This window comes from Candidatus Zixiibacteriota bacterium (assembly GCA_017999435.1).
GTDB lineage: Bacteria > Zixibacteria > MSB-5A5 > GN15 > FEB-12 > JAGNLV01.
Map to the genome: position 1 here is coordinate 1,074,714 of JAGNLV010000001.1, position 15,477 is coordinate 1,090,190.

General features: G+C 65.3%; 13 protein-coding genes. 2 read left to right on the plus strand and 11 right to left on the minus strand.

Annotation, left to right across the window (positions count from 1 at the left end):
- Position 1 precedes the first annotated feature (1 nt).
- Entirely contained in the window at positions 2-1,726 is a 1,725-nt protein-coding gene (gene secD, locus KA261_04535; protein MBP7697056.1) for a protein translocase subunit SecD, read from the minus strand.
- A gap of 87 nt (positions 1,727-1,813) precedes the next feature.
- Entirely contained in the window at positions 1,814-2,248 is a 435-nt protein-coding gene (locus KA261_04540) for a hypothetical protein (protein ID MBP7697057.1), read from the minus strand.
- Positions 2,249-2,404: 156 nt separating this feature from the next.
- Here KA261_04540 and KA261_04545 point away from each other — a divergent pair, with 156 nt between their 5' ends.
- Together KA261_04545 and KA261_04550 are read left to right on the plus strand one after the other, a co-directional pair.
- Positions 2,405-5,176, plus strand: coding sequence for an insulinase family protein (locus tag KA261_04545; protein MBP7697058.1), 2,772 nt, complete (start codon positions 2,405-2,407; stop codon positions 5,174-5,176).
- 13 nt (positions 5,177-5,189) lie between these two features.
- Complete coding sequence (locus KA261_04550) at positions 5,190-5,870, plus strand: hypothetical protein (protein MBP7697059.1); 681 nt, start codon at positions 5,190-5,192, stop codon at positions 5,868-5,870.
- Positions 5,871-5,928: 58 nt separating this feature from the next.
- Here the strand turns inward: KA261_04550 and KA261_04555 are convergent, their stop codons facing one another.
- The 9 genes from KA261_04555 to KA261_04595 all read right to left on the minus strand — a co-directional run bounded on the left by KA261_04555 (position 5,929) and on the right by KA261_04595 (position 15,466).
- A complete protein-coding gene (locus tag KA261_04555) occupies positions 5,929-7,167 on the minus strand; it encodes a sodium:calcium antiporter (GenBank protein MBP7697060.1) in 1,239 nt (412 codons plus the stop codon).
- Between the two features lie 27 nt (positions 7,168-7,194).
- On the minus strand, positions 7,195-8,100 hold the full coding sequence (locus KA261_04560; GenBank protein ID MBP7697061.1) for a CBS domain-containing protein: 906 nt from the start codon (positions 8,098-8,100) through the stop codon (positions 7,195-7,197).
- Positions 8,097-8,723, minus strand: a complete 627-nt coding sequence (locus tag KA261_04565) for a DUF502 domain-containing protein (protein ID MBP7697062.1) — start codon at positions 8,721-8,723, stop codon at positions 8,097-8,099. The genes KA261_04560 and KA261_04565 overlap by 4 nt, the downstream gene beginning before the upstream one ends.
- Positions 8,724-8,903: 180 nt before the next feature.
- Positions 8,904-10,409: an NADH-quinone oxidoreductase subunit N gene (locus KA261_04570; protein MBP7697063.1), complete on the minus strand. Its 1,506-nt coding sequence runs from the start codon at positions 10,407-10,409 to the stop codon at positions 8,904-8,906.
- A gap of 4 nt (positions 10,410-10,413) precedes the next feature.
- Complete coding sequence (locus KA261_04575) at positions 10,414-11,892, minus strand: NADH-quinone oxidoreductase subunit M (protein MBP7697064.1); 1,479 nt, start codon at positions 11,890-11,892, stop codon at positions 10,414-10,416.
- Position 11,893: 1 nt separating this feature from the next.
- A complete protein-coding gene (gene nuoL / locus KA261_04580) occupies positions 11,894-14,020 on the minus strand; it encodes an NADH-quinone oxidoreductase subunit L (GenBank protein MBP7697065.1) in 2,127 nt (708 codons plus the stop codon).
- An 8-nt stretch (positions 14,021-14,028) separates the two neighbouring features.
- Positions 14,029-14,328, minus strand: a complete 300-nt coding sequence (gene nuoK / locus KA261_04585; protein MBP7697066.1) for an NADH-quinone oxidoreductase subunit NuoK — start codon at positions 14,326-14,328, stop codon at positions 14,029-14,031.
- The gene (locus KA261_04590) at positions 14,328-14,849 is read right to left on the minus strand and encodes an NADH-quinone oxidoreductase subunit J (GenBank protein MBP7697067.1); all 522 of its coding nucleotides are present in this window, start codon (positions 14,847-14,849) and stop codon (positions 14,328-14,330) included. Before KA261_04590 ends, nuoK begins: the two co-directional genes overlap by 1 nt.
- Complete coding sequence (locus tag KA261_04595) at positions 14,849-15,466, minus strand: NADH-quinone oxidoreductase subunit I (protein MBP7697068.1); 618 nt, start codon at positions 15,464-15,466, stop codon at positions 14,849-14,851. The genes KA261_04590 and KA261_04595 overlap by 1 nt, the downstream gene beginning before the upstream one ends.
- Between the last annotated feature and the right edge of the window lie 11 nt (positions 15,467-15,477).

Genomic DNA, 15,477 nt, shown 5'->3' on the forward strand with positions numbered 1-15,477 from the left:
TCTAGATGCTCAGCGACCGGTACGATTTGCGAATGTCGAAGATCTGCTTGGTCACCACGTAGGCGGTGTAGAGCGAGATCGCCACACCCCAGAACAGCGTGACCGCAAATCCCTTGATCGAGCCCGACCCGAGCAGGAACAGCGCTCCGGCCGTGATGAGCGTCGTCACGTGCGAGTCGAAAATGGCGACGAAGGCGCGGTCATAGCCCGCCTCGATGGCCGCCCGCACCGTCTTCCCCGTGCGCAGCTCCTCGCGGATGCGCTCGAAGATCAGAATGTTCGAGTCCACCGCGATACCCATCGTGAGGATGATACCCGCGATCCCGGGCATCGTGAGGGTCGCGCTCAGCCCGGCCATCACGGCCAGCAGGAAGAAGATGTTGAAGAGCAGGCCGATGTCGGCGATCAGCCCCGAGATCCGGTAGTAGACGGCCATGTACAACAGCACCAGGCACAGCCCCAGCAGGGCCGAGTAGAACCCTTTGCGGATCGAGTCGGCGCCGAGGGTCGCCCCCACGACGTTTTTCTCGATGATGTTCACCGGGGCCGGCAGCGCGCCCGCCTTGAGCACGATCTCGAGGTTCTGGGCATCCTTTATCGACGCTCCCCCGCCCATCGTGATCTGCCCGTTGGTGCGGATTTTGCTGTTGATGATCGGGGCGGACTCCACGCGGTTGTCCAGCACGATCGCGAGCGGCTTGCCGATATTCGCGCCGGTCAACTGCGCGAACCGGGCCGAGCCGTCACCCGACAGCGAGAAATCAACGGTGTACTCGCCGTACTGGCCCTGGCCGAGGCGGATGTTCTCCAGAAACCTGCCCAAAAACTGCACCTTCCGCTTCAGCAGGTACAGCGTGTAGACCTCGCGCGACTCCCGAATCTCCGACCGGGTCGACCACGCCCACTGCACGTCGATCGGCATGAGCGCCTGAACCTCCGGGAGGCCGATCCACCGGTCGATTCTCTCCTTCTGATCCTTGGCCACGTAGAACCCCGGCCAGCCCTCGCCGCTCTGCGAGGAGTACAGCGCCGGCGACAGCCGCGAGGACAGCGGTTTCTCGTTCTCCGCGTCGGCCGTGTTCTCATCGAACGCGAACGGATCCTCGGTCGTGTCCTTCGTTGCGGAATCCCCCATCAGTTCGGCCATGACGTCCGGCTCCTGGGCCGCCGAATCGGCCGTGGGAGCGGTCGGCGCAGGCTCGCCCGGAGTTTCCGGCGCCGCCCCGGCCTTCGCCTTCTCATAGCCGAAAACGGCCGAGTCGATCTTGGTCAGGAGGAGCTGCGCGTTGTCCATTGTCTCCAGGAGCTTGAACTCCAGCAGCGCCGTCTGCCCGATGAGCTCCTCCGCCCGGTTGGCGTCGGTGTAACCGGGGAGGTCGACGATGATGCGATCGGTCCCCTGTTTCTGAATGGTCGGCTCGGCCACCCCCAGGCCGTCGACACGGTTGCGGATAATCGCGATCGCCCGATCCACCGCACCGTCGCGCTCGGCCGGGGCCAGCTCCGCCATGTCGACGCGGAGCACGACGTGTATTCCTCCCTGGAGGTCGAGGCCCAGCCGGATCGCTTTCTGCTGCAATTTCAGCAGCTCGCCCGGTTGTTCCTCCTGCATCCGCGCCTTCTCGGCGTCGCTCATGGTCCAGAGGCTGAACGTGTGCCAGAAGGCGAAGAGGGCCGCGACCACGAGCACCAGGGTCAGGCCGATACGCCAGTTGTTTTTGGACATACTGTTTCCCTTTCAGTCTTTTATCAGCACGTTCGAGAAATGTCGGAACTGCGGTCGGCGCCGGCAGAGCGGCGCGGGGACGGGCGGTCAGCCCGTGCCGGAGGGTTTGGCGCCGACCAGCGTGAACTGGCGGCCCAGAAGAGGGTGCACCGCGGCGGTCGAAGTGCAGGGGGAGGTGCGGTCGCGCACTTCGCCCGCCCGGCGGCAGGTGTGAAAATACGCCCGGTCGGCGGCCGCCGGACGCTTGTCTGAGTTGTCGGTCTTGATGATGAGCGGGAGGATGAGATGGTCCGAGGGTTCCCCCGGCGGCTGCCCGTTCGGGGTCATGCTCTGCTGCCCCCCGTGGCCCGCCGGGGGGTAGGTGCAGGCGTACCCGTCGCCCGGCCCCTCCCAGTCGGTCCCCGCCGACCAAGTTATCCCGGCGACAAACAGGCCCGTGCCGCCGATAATCAGAAAGACCAGCCCGGTGAGGCCGGTCCGGGCGCTCCGGCGGAGCAGTTCTATCCGGTCCCGTTTCGTCATAAGTTGCGTGAATATACCATGTTATCCGGGGTTGTCAACGCCAAAATTCCGCCCCCGCGGGCCGGTTGACATCCCTCCCGCCCCGGTATACCTTAGCATCGGCAGATCGTCGGCTCGACCAAACCGCCGCGAAGGCAAAAAGAACCGGGAGTTCATATGTCGAAACCCGTCCCCGTCATCGCCGTCCTCCTCGGCGCGCTTTCGGCCCTGGTGGCAGGCCCCGCCGGCTCCTGCCGTGCCGCCGAAACCTACGAGCTGGACAACGGCATGACCGTGATCCTCAAAGAGCAGCACGGCGCGCCCATGGTCTCCAGCATCGTGTTCGTCCGCTCCGGAAGCAAGTATGAGTCCCGGTTCGAGAACGGCATCACCCACTTTCTCGAGCACCTGCTTTTCGACGGCACGGCGACCCTCGCCCGCGAGCAGCTCGACGCCTCGATCGGCGATCTCGGCGGCTACATCAACGCCTTCACCCGCAAGGAGCTCACCGCCTACCTGGTACTCCTGCCGAAGCAGTACATCGAGTACGGCATGACCGTGCAGGCCGACATGCTCTTCAACTCGGTCTTCCCGGAGGCGGAGTTGGCGAAGGAACGCAAGGTCGTGGTGGAGGAGATTCGCCGCGACGCTGATGCGCCCGGTGCGGCAGCCGAGGCGTTTTTCACAGACCGGGCCTACGCCGGCACGGATTACGCTCGCCCCGTGCTCGGCTACCCGGCGTTCATCGAGAACATCCCCCGCGCCGCCGTGATCGACTACTGGCGGCGCTACTACATTCCGCGCCGCATGACGCTGCTGGTGATCGGCGATTTCGAGCCCGCGGCGATGAAGAAGACGGTGGCCAACGTCTTCGGCCGCTTTACCAACCCGGCCTCGGCGGCGGACTCCGCCGCATCCGCCTCGCCCGCTCCCGCCCCCGTCCTCGAGGGACAGACCATCTACGACACGGCGGCGCAGGTTCCCTCCACCTACCTGAATCTCTCCCTCGCCGCCCCGCCCATCGGCAGCGCGGAATACTACGCCATGGATCTGCTCGCCCGGTACCTCGCGATGGACGCCGTCTCCCCCCTCATGGTCGCGCTGAAGGGGGGCGCCGAGCCGCTGGCCACCGAGGCGTCGGTGAGCCTTGTCCCCTATGAGGAATTCTCCCGCCTTGAGATCTCGGTGATCACCGAACACCCGGAGCGGCGCGACTCGATCATCACCGTCATCTTCGCCAACCTTGCGGCGATGGCGCGCCACGCCGCCGACCCGGGATCGATTGCGGGACTGCAGACCTCGGTGCAGACCGACGACATCTACAGCGAGGCCAAGCTCCACTACTACGGCTTCATGATCGCACCCTACCTCATGACCGCCGGCTGGGATTTCGTGCAGACCTACGCGGAGAAGATGGCCGCCGTCACCTGGGCCGACTGCAACGCCGCGGCGGACCGGTGGCTGGCGCGGCCCGCGTACATCGGCACCGTCGTGCGCCCGGCGACGGATTCCGCCGCCGCGCCCTACCGGCCCGAAGAGATGTCGGCCGACGAGGTCCTCGCCCACTTCGCCGAAGCGACGTTCCCGGAACACGAGCTGGTCGCCGGGCACACGATCACCTATCCGCCGACCGACTCGATCAGCTTCACGCTGACCGACCGCGCCTCCTACCGCCGGGAGCAGCTTCCCAACGGCATGACCGTGATCGTGAAGACGGTCCCCGACAACGAGGTGTTCGCTTTGATGGTGCTCGGCAGGAACCGCAGCGCGAACGAGCCGCCCGGCCGGGCCGGCATCACCGAGTTCGTCAACCGCTGCCTCGAGCGGGGGACCGCCACGCGCTCGGCGAAAGAGCTGGCCGACGCCCTGGCCGGGATCGGCGCCCAGGTGACGCTCTACGACAACCCGTGGATTCCTTACGACGACCGCTACACGGCGCGGGCGTTTTCGTTTTTGAAATTTGAGACGATCGAGGCCTTTGCGCGGAAGGGATTTGCGCTCTTCAGCGAGGTGGCCTTTTCCCCCGCTTTCGATTCCGCCGAGGTCGAGAACGTGCGCCAGGCGATGATCGGCGTGCTGCGGCGCCAGGGGACCTCTCCCCGCGAGGCCGCGCGCGACCTGTTTTACACCACTCTCTTCGAAGGGAGCGCCTACGCGCGTCCGATCATGGGGGATTTCGAGAGCCTGAACGCGATCACGGTCGACGATCTTCGCGCCCACCACCGCCGGATCTACGCCCCCGAAAACACGATTATCGCGGTCGTCACCAGCCGCCCGGCCGACGAGATCCTGGGATGGTTTGCCGAGGGGCCGGGCCGGTTCGCCCCGACCGGTTTTGTGAGCGCCGTCCCCGCCCCTCCGCAACCGGTCCGGCAGATTATCGCGGCCCAGGTGCCGCTGGAGAAGGAGCAGGTCGCCATCTACCTCGGCGGCCCCACCCCGGGCGCGGAGAGCCCCGACGCCCTCGCTCTGGAAATGGCCGCCGGGATTCTCTCCAACCGGCTCTACCTGAACCTGCGCGAGAAGCAGGGGCTGGCGTATTCGGTCGGCGCCGGGGCCGACGCTGACCGGGGGTTCGGCTGGTGCTATGCCTCGATGCAGACCGGGGTCGACAACTACCGCCAGGCTGTCGGCGGAATCCTCCTGGAGATGGACAAGCTCCGGTATGACGGTCCTTTGGCGTCGGAGGTCCGGCGCGCGCGGAACGAAATCTGGGGCCGCCTCATGAGCGCCAAGCTCTCCGCCATCAATCAGGCGTTCTACCTGGCGGTCGATGAGTTCCTCGGCCGTCCGCTGCCGTACGATCGGACGCTGCTCGACCGGCTGGGCGCGATCGACCGCGAAGGCGTGCGGCGGGTGGCCGCCCAGTATTTCCGCACCGACGCCTACGTGATCGCGACGGCCGGCAGAACGCCGGCGGAAACCGCCCCGCCCGCTCCGGGGGAGTGAGCGGAGGGGACCGATGTTTCGGAGGCTGAGAGAACTCTTCGGGTCGGAGGACCTGCTCCAGGCGGCTTTCGCGACCACTCTGACCATGCTAGAGATGGACCTCCGCATGTTCGAGGCCTCGAGCGCCGCGCTCCGCCGGTCGGACTCGGCCGAACTCCCCTTTGACGTCCGGCAGGAGGACCGCCGCATCAACAAGTACGAGCGGGAGGTGCGCCGCAACGTCCTCACCCACCTGTCGGTTGCCGGCACCCAGAACATCGTCCCCGGCCTCGTGCTCGTGTCGATCGTCATCGACGTCGAGCGGATCGGCGACTACACGAAGAACATCGCGGAGCTCGCCCAGTTGCACCCGGGCCGGCTCGAGGGCGGCCCGTACGAGGGGGAGGTGGCGGAGATCGAAAGCCAGGTGAACCGGATTTTCCCGCTCGTCCTGCGCGTCTTGCGGGAACAGGAGGCCGAGCTCGCCCGCAACATCATGGCGCGGGAAGACCGCACGGGCAAGATGGCCGAAGCGATCGTCCAGTCGCTGATTTCCGAGAAGGGCCGGGGCCTGCCGGTCGCCGAGGCCGTGTCGCTGGCACTCTACGCCCGGCACCTCAAGCGCATCAACGCCCACCTCACCAACATCGCCAGCGCGGTCGGCAATCCCTTCCCCCGCCTGGGCTTCCGCGCCAAACCGGACCAGGGCGACTGAACTTGAGAGGCGAACCTGTTGGGTGAGGGGCGACGAGGCGGAGGCTGGATCCGGCCGTCTATGAGGTTCCCGGGCGTCCCCGGATCCCCAGCCCGATCCGCGCCGCCGGCAGGAGGTGGCGCCGGTTGACCCAGTGCCAGATCACGGCGAGCACGATGTACACGGCCGCCACTTCCATGCGGATATCCTGCCACACCAGTTGGAGCGCAAACAGCCCGAACAGCAGCACGCCGTCCCAGCGGGTGAGGACGAGATTGACCAGCACGGCCACGGCGAAGAGCGACTGGGCCGCCGTCAGGATCAGCTCGTGCGTCTGCACGTCGGTCGGCCCCTCGCCGTAGGGAACATCGAGCACAAAGGGGCGGATCTCGCCGGCCGAGATGGCGTACACCAGTGGGATCGTGCCGACCAGGAGAGTCCACTGGTTGACTTTCGACGAGATGAGGGCTTTGAGCGCCGCTCCGGCCTGCCCGCGGAGCGCCCAGGTGGCGGCGACGATGAACTCGGGCGATTCCGAGGCGATCGGGGCCAGCCACTGCACGAGGAAGAACTCATCGATCCCGAGGTGTCCTCCGCTCTCCACGAGCGCGTGGGCGAACGGCTCGGCGACGAGGAAAATGACGAACCCGGAGAACAGGAAAAACAGGGCCGTGAACAGGCGGCGGGGAACGGTCGCGGCGTTGGCCACGATCTTCACCGGCCCCACCATCTCCGGCTCCTCCTGCGGCATCTGCGCCGCCCGCCGCGTGTACAGCCCGAACAGGGTCACGAGCACAACGGTGTCGATCAGGTTGAGGCTCCCCTTGAGCGGGATCGTGAACGAGTACAGGGTCGCCATGGCGAGATAGAAGATCTCCACGCGCTGGGTCTCATCGAGCCGGACCTCGCGGCGGCGCTTGGCGAGGATGTACAGGAAGAGCACAGCCGGCCAGCCCAGCCCGACGAGGAGCCGGTTCGCTCCGGTCATGTTGGCGAGCGCGTAGTGCGCCTGGGTCGGATCGTGCGCCGCTTTCCACGTAAAGACGAAGTCCACGGCGTACTCGGGGAGCACCGCCACGAGTGCGAGGATGGCCACCGCCAGCGACTGCGACATGTCCATCTGCGCCACCTCGGCCGCCCACGAGAGGATGAAGGCGGCCCCGAAAATGGCCACCCCGAACACGACCGCCGCGTAGGGTGCGTAGAGGTGTTTCCCGGCCGCGACGAGGTACAGCCCCGGCAGGCAGGACAGGAACGTGCCAATCAGAATCAGCCACAGGTAGGGGTCGATGTCGTAGCGGTGCGGTCTGTCTGCCATCCGGTCCTCTCCGCGGGCTTTGGCCGCCTAGCCCCGAATAATCATGTTCACGATGTCCTTGCGCAGGAGGATCCCGACGAGGTTGTCGTTCTCGGTGACGAACACGCGCGTGAAATCCTTGAAAATCATCATCGCCGCCACCTCCACGATGCGCGTCTCCGGCGTCGTGGTCTCGAAATCCTCCCGGTAGAGCTGCGACACCTTGATCTTGTCCTCGCGCTTGAGCAGTTCCTCGAACGGCTCCACGTCGAGCGAGTAGTTGAGATTCGAGATGAGCGTCCGGTAATCGGGCAGGGCGGCCTTGATGAGGTCGCGGTCGCTGATCACGCCGAGCAGGCGGTTGTTCTCGTCGACCACCGCCAGCGCCGACAGACGGTGCCGGAACATTTCGTTGGCGACATCCTTGAGGGTGTCGTCCGGCCGCACCTTGGCCACGTCGTGCCGCATGATGTCCTTGACCATCAACTCCTTGTCGACCGTCACCCCGGTGTCGGCCACCAGTTTCACCAGGTCGCGCGGGTTGATGATCGACCGCACGCGGTCGAGCGAGCCCGGCATCCGGGCGAACGTCGCCAGCCCCGACAGCGTCTGGAGGTAGAGCTTGGCGATCGCCGAGGGGGTGAGGAGAAGGCAGACGACGTGCACCGGCACGCCGTCGGGACCCCCCTCGTCGAGCCCCTCCCGCGACACGCCGATGAGGATGTACAGTTCGCTGACCGCGTTGGTCCGGGCGTGGGGGAAGGCGAATCCCCGGCCGTAGGAGGTGCTCTCGATCTCCTCGCGGATGCGCACCGATCGCACGATGTCGTCGTAATCCAGCGCCACCCGCTCGGCCCGGAGCAGGTCGAGCAGTTCGTCCACGGCCTCGGCCTTGGTGTGGGCCTTCAGATCGATTCGGATCCGGCGATCCATGAGCAAATTCGCAAGCTTCACGGTAACCCCTTACTGCCGGTGTCGGCATCCTTGGCGGACCGTTCTTTGAGGAGCGCCGGCGTCACCACGCCCCCCGAGACAATGAACTTGACCCCCTCTTCGATCGTCATGTCCAGCGGCCACACTTGCTCTTCGGGAATGATCACGACCATCCCGGAGATCGGCGTGGGCGTCGAGGCGATAAACGCCACCGCGCACTTGCGCACGGCTCCGTTGAAGAGCGTCTCGGTGCGCCCGGCGATAAACACCATGCTCCAGAGGCCGAGCCTTGGGTACTCGATGAGCGCCACCTCTTTGAAGGCGTTCATCTTGGGCCCGGCCAGCGCCTCCAGGAGCTGCTTGGCCGCCGAGTAGATCGGCCGTATCAGCGGCAGCCGCACGAGCCATCGTTCGCCCAGCCCGTAGAGCCGGTGGCCGACATAACTGCGGACCAGGACCCCGGCGACGAAGATCAGCACGATGAGCGCGACGAAGCCGACCAGCGGAATGTCGCGGCCGATCAGCTTGGCCAGGGGGGGCCGGAGGATGCCGTCGAGCGTCTCCAGCAGGAAGCGGAGGACGAGGTAGGTCAGGATCAGGGGTACGACGACGAGCACCCCGGACAGGAAATTCCGTTTGAGCATCGACCCGATTCCGGCCATCCGCGTCCTTGCCTCACCATTCGGCGCAATCTGTTCGGAGAATATCACTTGCCGGGGGGTCTGTCAAGCAGAACCGGAGCGGGGACCGCTGCCCCGACATGGCCCCGCCCGGTGCATCGTGCGATGCGCCGGGCGCTTGATCCTTCCCCCGCTTCTCCCGCCCTACGGAATCACCAGAAACGAATGGGTGATGTCGGCCGCGAGCCGCAGCACCGGCTCGGGATACAGCCCGAAGACGAACAGCCCCGCCAGGCCGATCGCCAGCACCGCCAGCGCCGGGGGAGTGTACTCCATCCGATAGGGCGACTCCTCCTTGGCGAAATACATTGCTTTGATGATTCTCGCGTAGTAGTACAGCGCGAACACCGAGGTCAGCAGGCCGATCCCAACCAGCCAGTAGAGCCACCCGGCGGAGGCATCCGCCTGAGCCGACTGGATGGCCGCGGCGAAGACATAGTACTTGGCGAAGAATCCGGCGAGCGGGGGAATTCCGGCCAGCGAGAGCAGAAACACCGCGAACGTGGCCGCCATCAGGGGCGAGGTCCGGGCGAGTCCGTTGTAGCTGTCGATCTGGACCGAGCCGGTGCGGTCCTCGAAAATCGCCACACAGGCGAACGCGCCCATGTTCGCGAAGAGGTAGGCGAAAATGTAGAACGCCATCGACCCCATCCCGAACCGGTTCATAGCCACCAGCCCGACCATGATGTAGCCGGCCTGGGCGATCGAGGAATAGGCGAGCAGGCGTTTGATGTTGGTCTGGCGGATGGCCACGGTGTTGCCCACGATCATGGCCGCCGCCGCGAGCATGGCCGCGAGTTTGCCCCAGTCGTTCGGGGCCATGTAGGTCGGGTGAAAGGCCTCCATGCCCTTGGCGAATACCTTCGCGAAGGCCACCAGCCCCGCGCCCTTTGAACCCACCGACAGAAACGCCGCCACCGGCGTCGGCGCTCCCTCGTACACATCGGGCGCCCACTGGTGGAACGGCGGCAGTGCGAGCTTGAACCCGATACCGGCCGCCATGCAGACAATCGCCAGCACGAGGATGAAGCCGAGCGTCCCCACCGCCTGGTGGGTCGTCGACAGGGAAATCTTCAAAAGCAGCAGGTCGGTCGTGCCCGCCATGCCGTAGAGGTAGGAGATCCCGAACAGCAGCAGAGCCGAGGAGAACGCCCCGACGATGAAATACTTGACCCCGGCTTCGACCGAGAGCTTGTTGTCTTTGTAGAATGCCGCCAGCACGTACAGCGGGATCGTCGTCAGCTCCAGCCCGACATAGATCGTGAGCAGTTCGTTGGCCGAGGCGAGGAACATCATCCCCACCGTCGACAGGAGGATCAGCCCGAAGAACTCCCCCCGGTGGTGCGTGATCCGCTGCCGCATGATCCCGAAGGAGCTGCCAATGGCCATGAACGCCGCGCCGAGGAAGACCATTTTGAAGAAGCGGGCGGCCGTGTCCTGGACAAACATCCGCCCCCACCCCGCCCCGTCGCCGGTGAAGGCCAGGAGCAGGCCCGTCACCACCAGCCCGAAGAGCGCGAGGTACCCGGCCCCCGTCTCGCTCCGCCGCCGGCTCGCGGCGTCGTAGGCGATCACCACGCACGCCCACAGGAACAGGAACATCTCGGGGAGCATGTAGCGAAGGTTGATGTCGGGATACTGCACGTCCATACGGCTACCGCACCATCAGGTTGACGAGGTTTTGCAGCGTCGCCCCCATGAGCACCTCCACCGGCTTGGGGTACACGCCGATGGCGATAGTCAGCACGGCCAGGGGCGCTACGCAGATCAGTTCGCGGAGGTTGATGTCGGTCAGCCCGCCCCAGCGGGCCAGGTCGAATTCGCCGAGGAACACCCGCTGCACCATACGGAGGATGTAGGTCGCGCCGAGCACCACGCCGAGGACGGAGATGCCGACGAGGATCTTGTTGGTCCCCATGAAGGCGCCGACGAAGACCATGAATTCGCTCACGAAGCCCGACATGCCGGGCAGCCCGAGCGAGGCCATCCCGAACAGCACCATGAGGCCGGTGTACACCGGCACCTTGACGCCCAGCCCGCCGAAGGCGGCGATCTCGCGCGTGTGCGCCCGGTCGTAGAGCACGCCCACCAGGAGGAAGAGCGCCCCGGTGATCAGCCCGTGGGAAATCATCTGGAACATCACCCCCGCGAGCGCCGTCACCGACGTGTAGGCCCCGAGCGCGAGCATGCAGTACCCCATGTGGGACACCGAGGAGTAGGCCACCAGCTTCTTGAGATCCTTCTGCGCCATCGACACAAGCGCCCCGTAGATGATGCCGATCGCCCCGAGCACCGCGATCCAGATCCCGAAGGTCGCCAGGGCCGAGGGGAACATCGGCCACGAAATCCGCAGCATCGCATACGTCCCCATTTTCAGCAGCACGCCCGCCAGGATCACCGACACCGCCGTGGGCGCCTCGACGTGGGCATCCGGCAGCCAGGTGTGGAACGGCCACACCGGCACTTTGATCGCGAAGGCAATGAAGAAGAAGGCGAAACAGACCATCTGAAGCCCGTGCCCCAGCCCCGGCCCGGTCTCCAGGAGGGTCACCATGTTGAGCGTGTGGGGGGTGGAGGAGAAGTAGAGGATGAGGATGGCGACCAGCATGAAGATCGACCCGAACAGGGTGTAGAGGAAGAACTTGATTGCGGCGTACTCCTTGCGCGGCCCGCCCCAGATGCCGATGAGGAAGTACATCGGCACGAGCATGACTTCCCAGAAGACGTAGAAGAGGAAGAAATCGAGGGCCACGAACACGCCCATCATCCCGGCCTCGAGGAGGAGGAAGAACGCGAAGTACTCTTTGACCCGCTTCTCGATGTTGAACGACGCGAGCAGCGAAATGCTCGAGAGCAGCCCGGTGAGGGCGAGCATGGGCACCGAGATCCCGTCCACGCCGAGATAGTACTGGATGTTCAGCGAGGGAATCCAGTCGAACGGCCCCTCGACATACGCGAGCATGTGCGACGCGGCCTTGTTCACGAAATAGTCCCACGTGACCCAGAACGACAGGACCATCGGCACGAGGCTCACCCCGAACGCCGTCCACCGGATGGCCGCCTTGTTGTCTTTCGGCAGCAGCATCACGATGAGCATTCCCGCCAGGGGGACAAATACCAGGAGACTCAGCATGCTATCGTTTCTCCTCCACAGTCACTTGAAATTCTTTGGCCTCGGACGGTTCGTCCGGTCCTCCGGCATCGCGGCCGGAGCGCGCGAACAACCCCAGCAGGATCACGCCGGCCCCGAAAATTACGGTCAGGTAGGGGAAGCGCGCGCCGGCGACGTTGGCCTCCAGCTTGGCGAGGGCCGCGAACACCAGCACCGCCCCGATGGTCAGCGCGTAGAACTGCGGCCGGCCGCTCTGGAGGTAGCGCAGGAGCCCGCCGAAGCCGCTGACCACCCAGCCTGCCCCGTTGACCGCCCCGTCGACAATCCACGTGTCGAACCACTGCTTGATGTCCGCCCACAGAATCGTCAGCCAGGCTGTCCCGTTGACCGCCCCGTCGACTATCCCCGCATCGAACTTCCACAGGAGGCCGGCGAAGCGGCTGAGCGGGTTGACGATCGCCGCGAAATAGAGCTCGTCGAAATACCACTTGTGGTACAGGAACGCGTGCACCGGCCGGACCGCGCGGACAACGCTGTCCGCGGAAATCTTCTTCCAGTAGTACATGGCGGCCGCCAGCCCGATCCCGGCCAGCCCCACCAGGAGCGACACCCCCATGAGCCAGTAGGCCGGCGTGTGGTGCTCCGGCGCCTCCGCTCCGAAATAGAGGAACGAGGCGATGCCATGCCCGGTCAGCCACTCCATCGGCAGCCCGACCCAGCCGGCCGAGACCGCGAGGACCGCGAGGAACACCAGCGGGTAGGTCATGTTCGCCGGCGACTCGTGCGCGTGGGCGAAGCGGTGGGGGTCGCGCGGCTCGCCGAAAAACGTGAGGAAGCACAGCCGCCACATGTAGAACGCCGTCATGAACGCAATGGCCAGGGTGAGGACGAAAAACACCGGGTGGTCCAGCGTCGCGGCCACGATCTCATCCTTCGACCAGAACCCCGCGAGCGGGAATATCCCCGCGATCGAGAGCGAGGCGATCATGAACGTGTACGACGTCCGGGGCATCTTCGTCCGCAGCCCGCCCATCTCCCGGATGTCGTTGGTGTGAACGGCGTGGATCACCGAACCGGCCCCGAGGAAGAGCAGCCCCTTGAAGAAGGCGTGGGTCATGAGGTGGAACGTCCCGGCGTAGTACCCCACCGAGTGGCGGGCGTGGGCCGTGTCGTAGCCGAACAGCCCGAGCGCCATGATCATGTATCCGAGCTGGCTCACCGTCGAATAAGCCAGGATCCGTTTGATATCGAACTGGGTGAGAGCGATCGTCGCGGCGATGAACGAAGTGGTCAGCCCGATGATCGCCACGACCAGCGCGGCCTCGGCCGAGGCCGCGAAGAGCGCCATCGACCGCGCCACGAGGTAGACACCGGCCGCCACCATGGTCGCCGCATGGATGAGCGCCGAGACCGGCGTCGGACCCTCCATCGCGTCGGGCAGCCACACGTGGAGCGGGAACTGGGCCGATTTTCCGACCGCCCCGCAGAACACCCCCACCGCCGCGAGCGTGAGAATCCCCGCCGGGATCGTCCCCGACCCGGCCAGCGCGAACACCTCCCCGTAGTTGAACGTCCCGAAGTAGATCCCGATCGTGAGCAGCCCGACAATGAACCCGAGATCCCCCGTCCGCGTCGTCAGGAAGGCCTTCTTGCAGGCGTCCGCCGCCGACTTCTTCTCGAACCAGAACCCGATCAGCAGGTACGAGGTGAGCCCGACGAGCTCCCAGAAGATGAAGATCATGAAGAAGTTGTTCGCGAGCACCAACCCGAGCATCGAGAACAAGAACAGCGACAGGTAGGCGAAAAACCGGCTGAACCGCGGATCGTTGTGCATGTACCCGAGCGAGTAGATTTGCACGCAGGCTCCCACGGTGGTCACGACCACGAGCATGATCGCCGTGAGGGCGTCGACCAGGATCCCGATCTGGAGATGGAAATTCGGGAAATCGAGGAAGCGGTAGGAGGCCTCGTAGGCCGCGCCGTGCCGCCCGATCGTCTCGATCAGCACGATCACCGACAGCAGGAACGAGGCGAGAATCATGGCGATCGAAAACAGCGACGAGAGCTTCTCGTTCCAGCGGAAGAAGAACACGATAAGGAGGAACGAGAGGAGCGGCAGCACGCAGATGAGAAATGAATACTCCGTCATAGCCTTCCCTACCACTTCATGACGCTGTAGTGGTCGCTGTCGATACCGCGCCAGTTGCGGTAGATCAGCAGGACGATCGCGAGACCGACCACCGCCTCCGCCGCCGCAATGACGATCACGAACATGGCGAACAACTGCCCGACCAAGGGGGTGGTCTCCACGAACCTGTTAAAGGTCACGAAATTGATGTTGGCCGCGTTGAACATGAGCTCGAGCGACATCAGGATCCCCACGGTGTTGCGCCGGGTGAGCACGCCGAACAGCCCGGTCGCGAACAGGATCATCGCCAGCACGAGGTAGGGCAGCATTACGACCGCTCCTTCCGCGCCAGCACGATGGCCCCGATCATGGCCGCCACCAGCAGCACCGAGACGATTTCGAACGGGAGCGCGTACTCGGTCATGAGGTACTGCCCGAGCAGCTTGATGTTGTCGACCGTCAGATCCTTGGCCGCGTAGTGCCACACCCCCGCCGTCGTCGTCCCCCGGATGAGGAGCACCCCGGCGAACACGAACACGACGCTCACGAAGAACCCGACGAGGACGTTCTCATTGAGCTGGCGGATCCGCCGGGAGGCGAGATTGCCGGTGAGCATGATGGCGAAGATGATGAGGATCGCCACCGCCCCGACGTAGATCAGCACCTGGGCCGCCGCGAGAAACTCGGCCTCGAGGAGGAGGAAGATCCCGGCTACCGAGAACAGGCACAGGATGAGAAAGAGGGCGCTGTGAAAGATGTTCTTCAGCGACACCACCATGAAGCCGGACACCAGGAGCACCGTGGCGATGATCCAGAAAACCGGCCCGACTCCTTCAAACAACTGTTCCATTACTCCGCACCCTCCGCCGGCCGGCCCGGATCTTCCGGGGTCGTTTCGGTCGCGGCCTTGCGGGCCGCCGGCCGCGCCGGTTTGTCGTCCTCGTCGCCGCCCGTGTCGCGCGTCGTGTTGGCGCCTTCGGTCGCGGCCGCCGGGCCGATTTTCCGCACCGGGTTCTTGCGCCGCCGCGTGTCCTCGTAGGGCACGCCCTTGCCCCACTGCTGGAGCATGGCGATGTCGAACACCAGGTCCGCAGGCCGCCGCCGCGAGTACTCGTAGTTCGGCGCGAGCTTGATCGCGCAGAAGTTGCACGCCTCCTCGCACATGCCGCAGAAGCAGCAGAGCGTGTGGTCGACGACGAACTGCGCGAGCTGCTTCTTCTTGTCCTCCCCCCGCGGCGCATCGATCGTAATCGCCCCCGTCGGACACGCCTTCTCGCACAGCAGGCAGGCGGTGCAGTTGAGCTCGCCGGTCTCTTTGTCCGACAGCAGGACCACCATTCCGCGCGACCGCTCCGGGATCTCGTCCCGCTGCTCGGGGTACTGGATGGTCACGGCGTGGCGCCCGAGGTGCTTGCCCGCGATCTGCAGACCCTGGAGGAGCGCTTTGAGGTCGTTGAGAACTCCCATACCGCGTTGTC

Bases quoted from the DNA above. Each gene is read 5' to 3' on its own strand.
- secD (MBP7697056.1), bottom strand. From the start codon at position 1,726: ATGTCCAAAAACAACTGGCGTATCGGCCTGACCCTGGTGCTCGTGGTC.
- KA261_04540 (MBP7697057.1), bottom strand. From the start codon at position 2,248: ATGACGAAACGGGACCGGATAGAACTGCTCCGCCGGAGCGCCCGGACC.
- KA261_04545 (MBP7697058.1), top strand. From the start codon at position 2,405: ATGTCGAAACCCGTCCCCGTCATCGCCGTCCTCCTCGGCGCGCTTTCG.
- KA261_04550 (MBP7697059.1), top strand. From the start codon at position 5,190: ATGTTTCGGAGGCTGAGAGAACTCTTCGGGTCGGAGGACCTGCTCCAG.
- KA261_04555 (MBP7697060.1), bottom strand. From the start codon at position 7,167: ATGGCAGACAGACCGCACCGCTACGACATCGACCCCTACCTGTGGCTG.
- KA261_04565 (MBP7697062.1), bottom strand. From the start codon at position 8,723: ATGCTCAAACGGAATTTCCTGTCCGGGGTGCTCGTCGTCGTACCCCTG.
- KA261_04570 (MBP7697063.1), bottom strand. From the start codon at position 10,409: ATGGACGTGCAGTATCCCGACATCAACCTTCGCTACATGCTCCCCGAG.
- KA261_04575 (MBP7697064.1), bottom strand. From the start codon at position 11,892: ATGCTGAGTCTCCTGGTATTTGTCCCCCTGGCGGGAATGCTCATCGTG.
- nuoL (MBP7697065.1), bottom strand. From the start codon at position 14,020: ATGACGGAGTATTCATTTCTCATCTGCGTGCTGCCGCTCCTCTCGTTC.
- nuoK (MBP7697066.1), bottom strand. From the start codon at position 14,328: ATGCTGCCCTACCTCGTGCTGGCGATGATCCTGTTCGCGACCGGGCTG.
- KA261_04590 (MBP7697067.1), bottom strand. From the start codon at position 14,849: ATGGAACAGTTGTTTGAAGGAGTCGGGCCGGTTTTCTGGATCATCGCC.
- KA261_04595 (MBP7697068.1), bottom strand. From the start codon at position 15,466: ATGGGAGTTCTCAACGACCTCAAAGCGCTCCTCCAGGGTCTGCAGATC.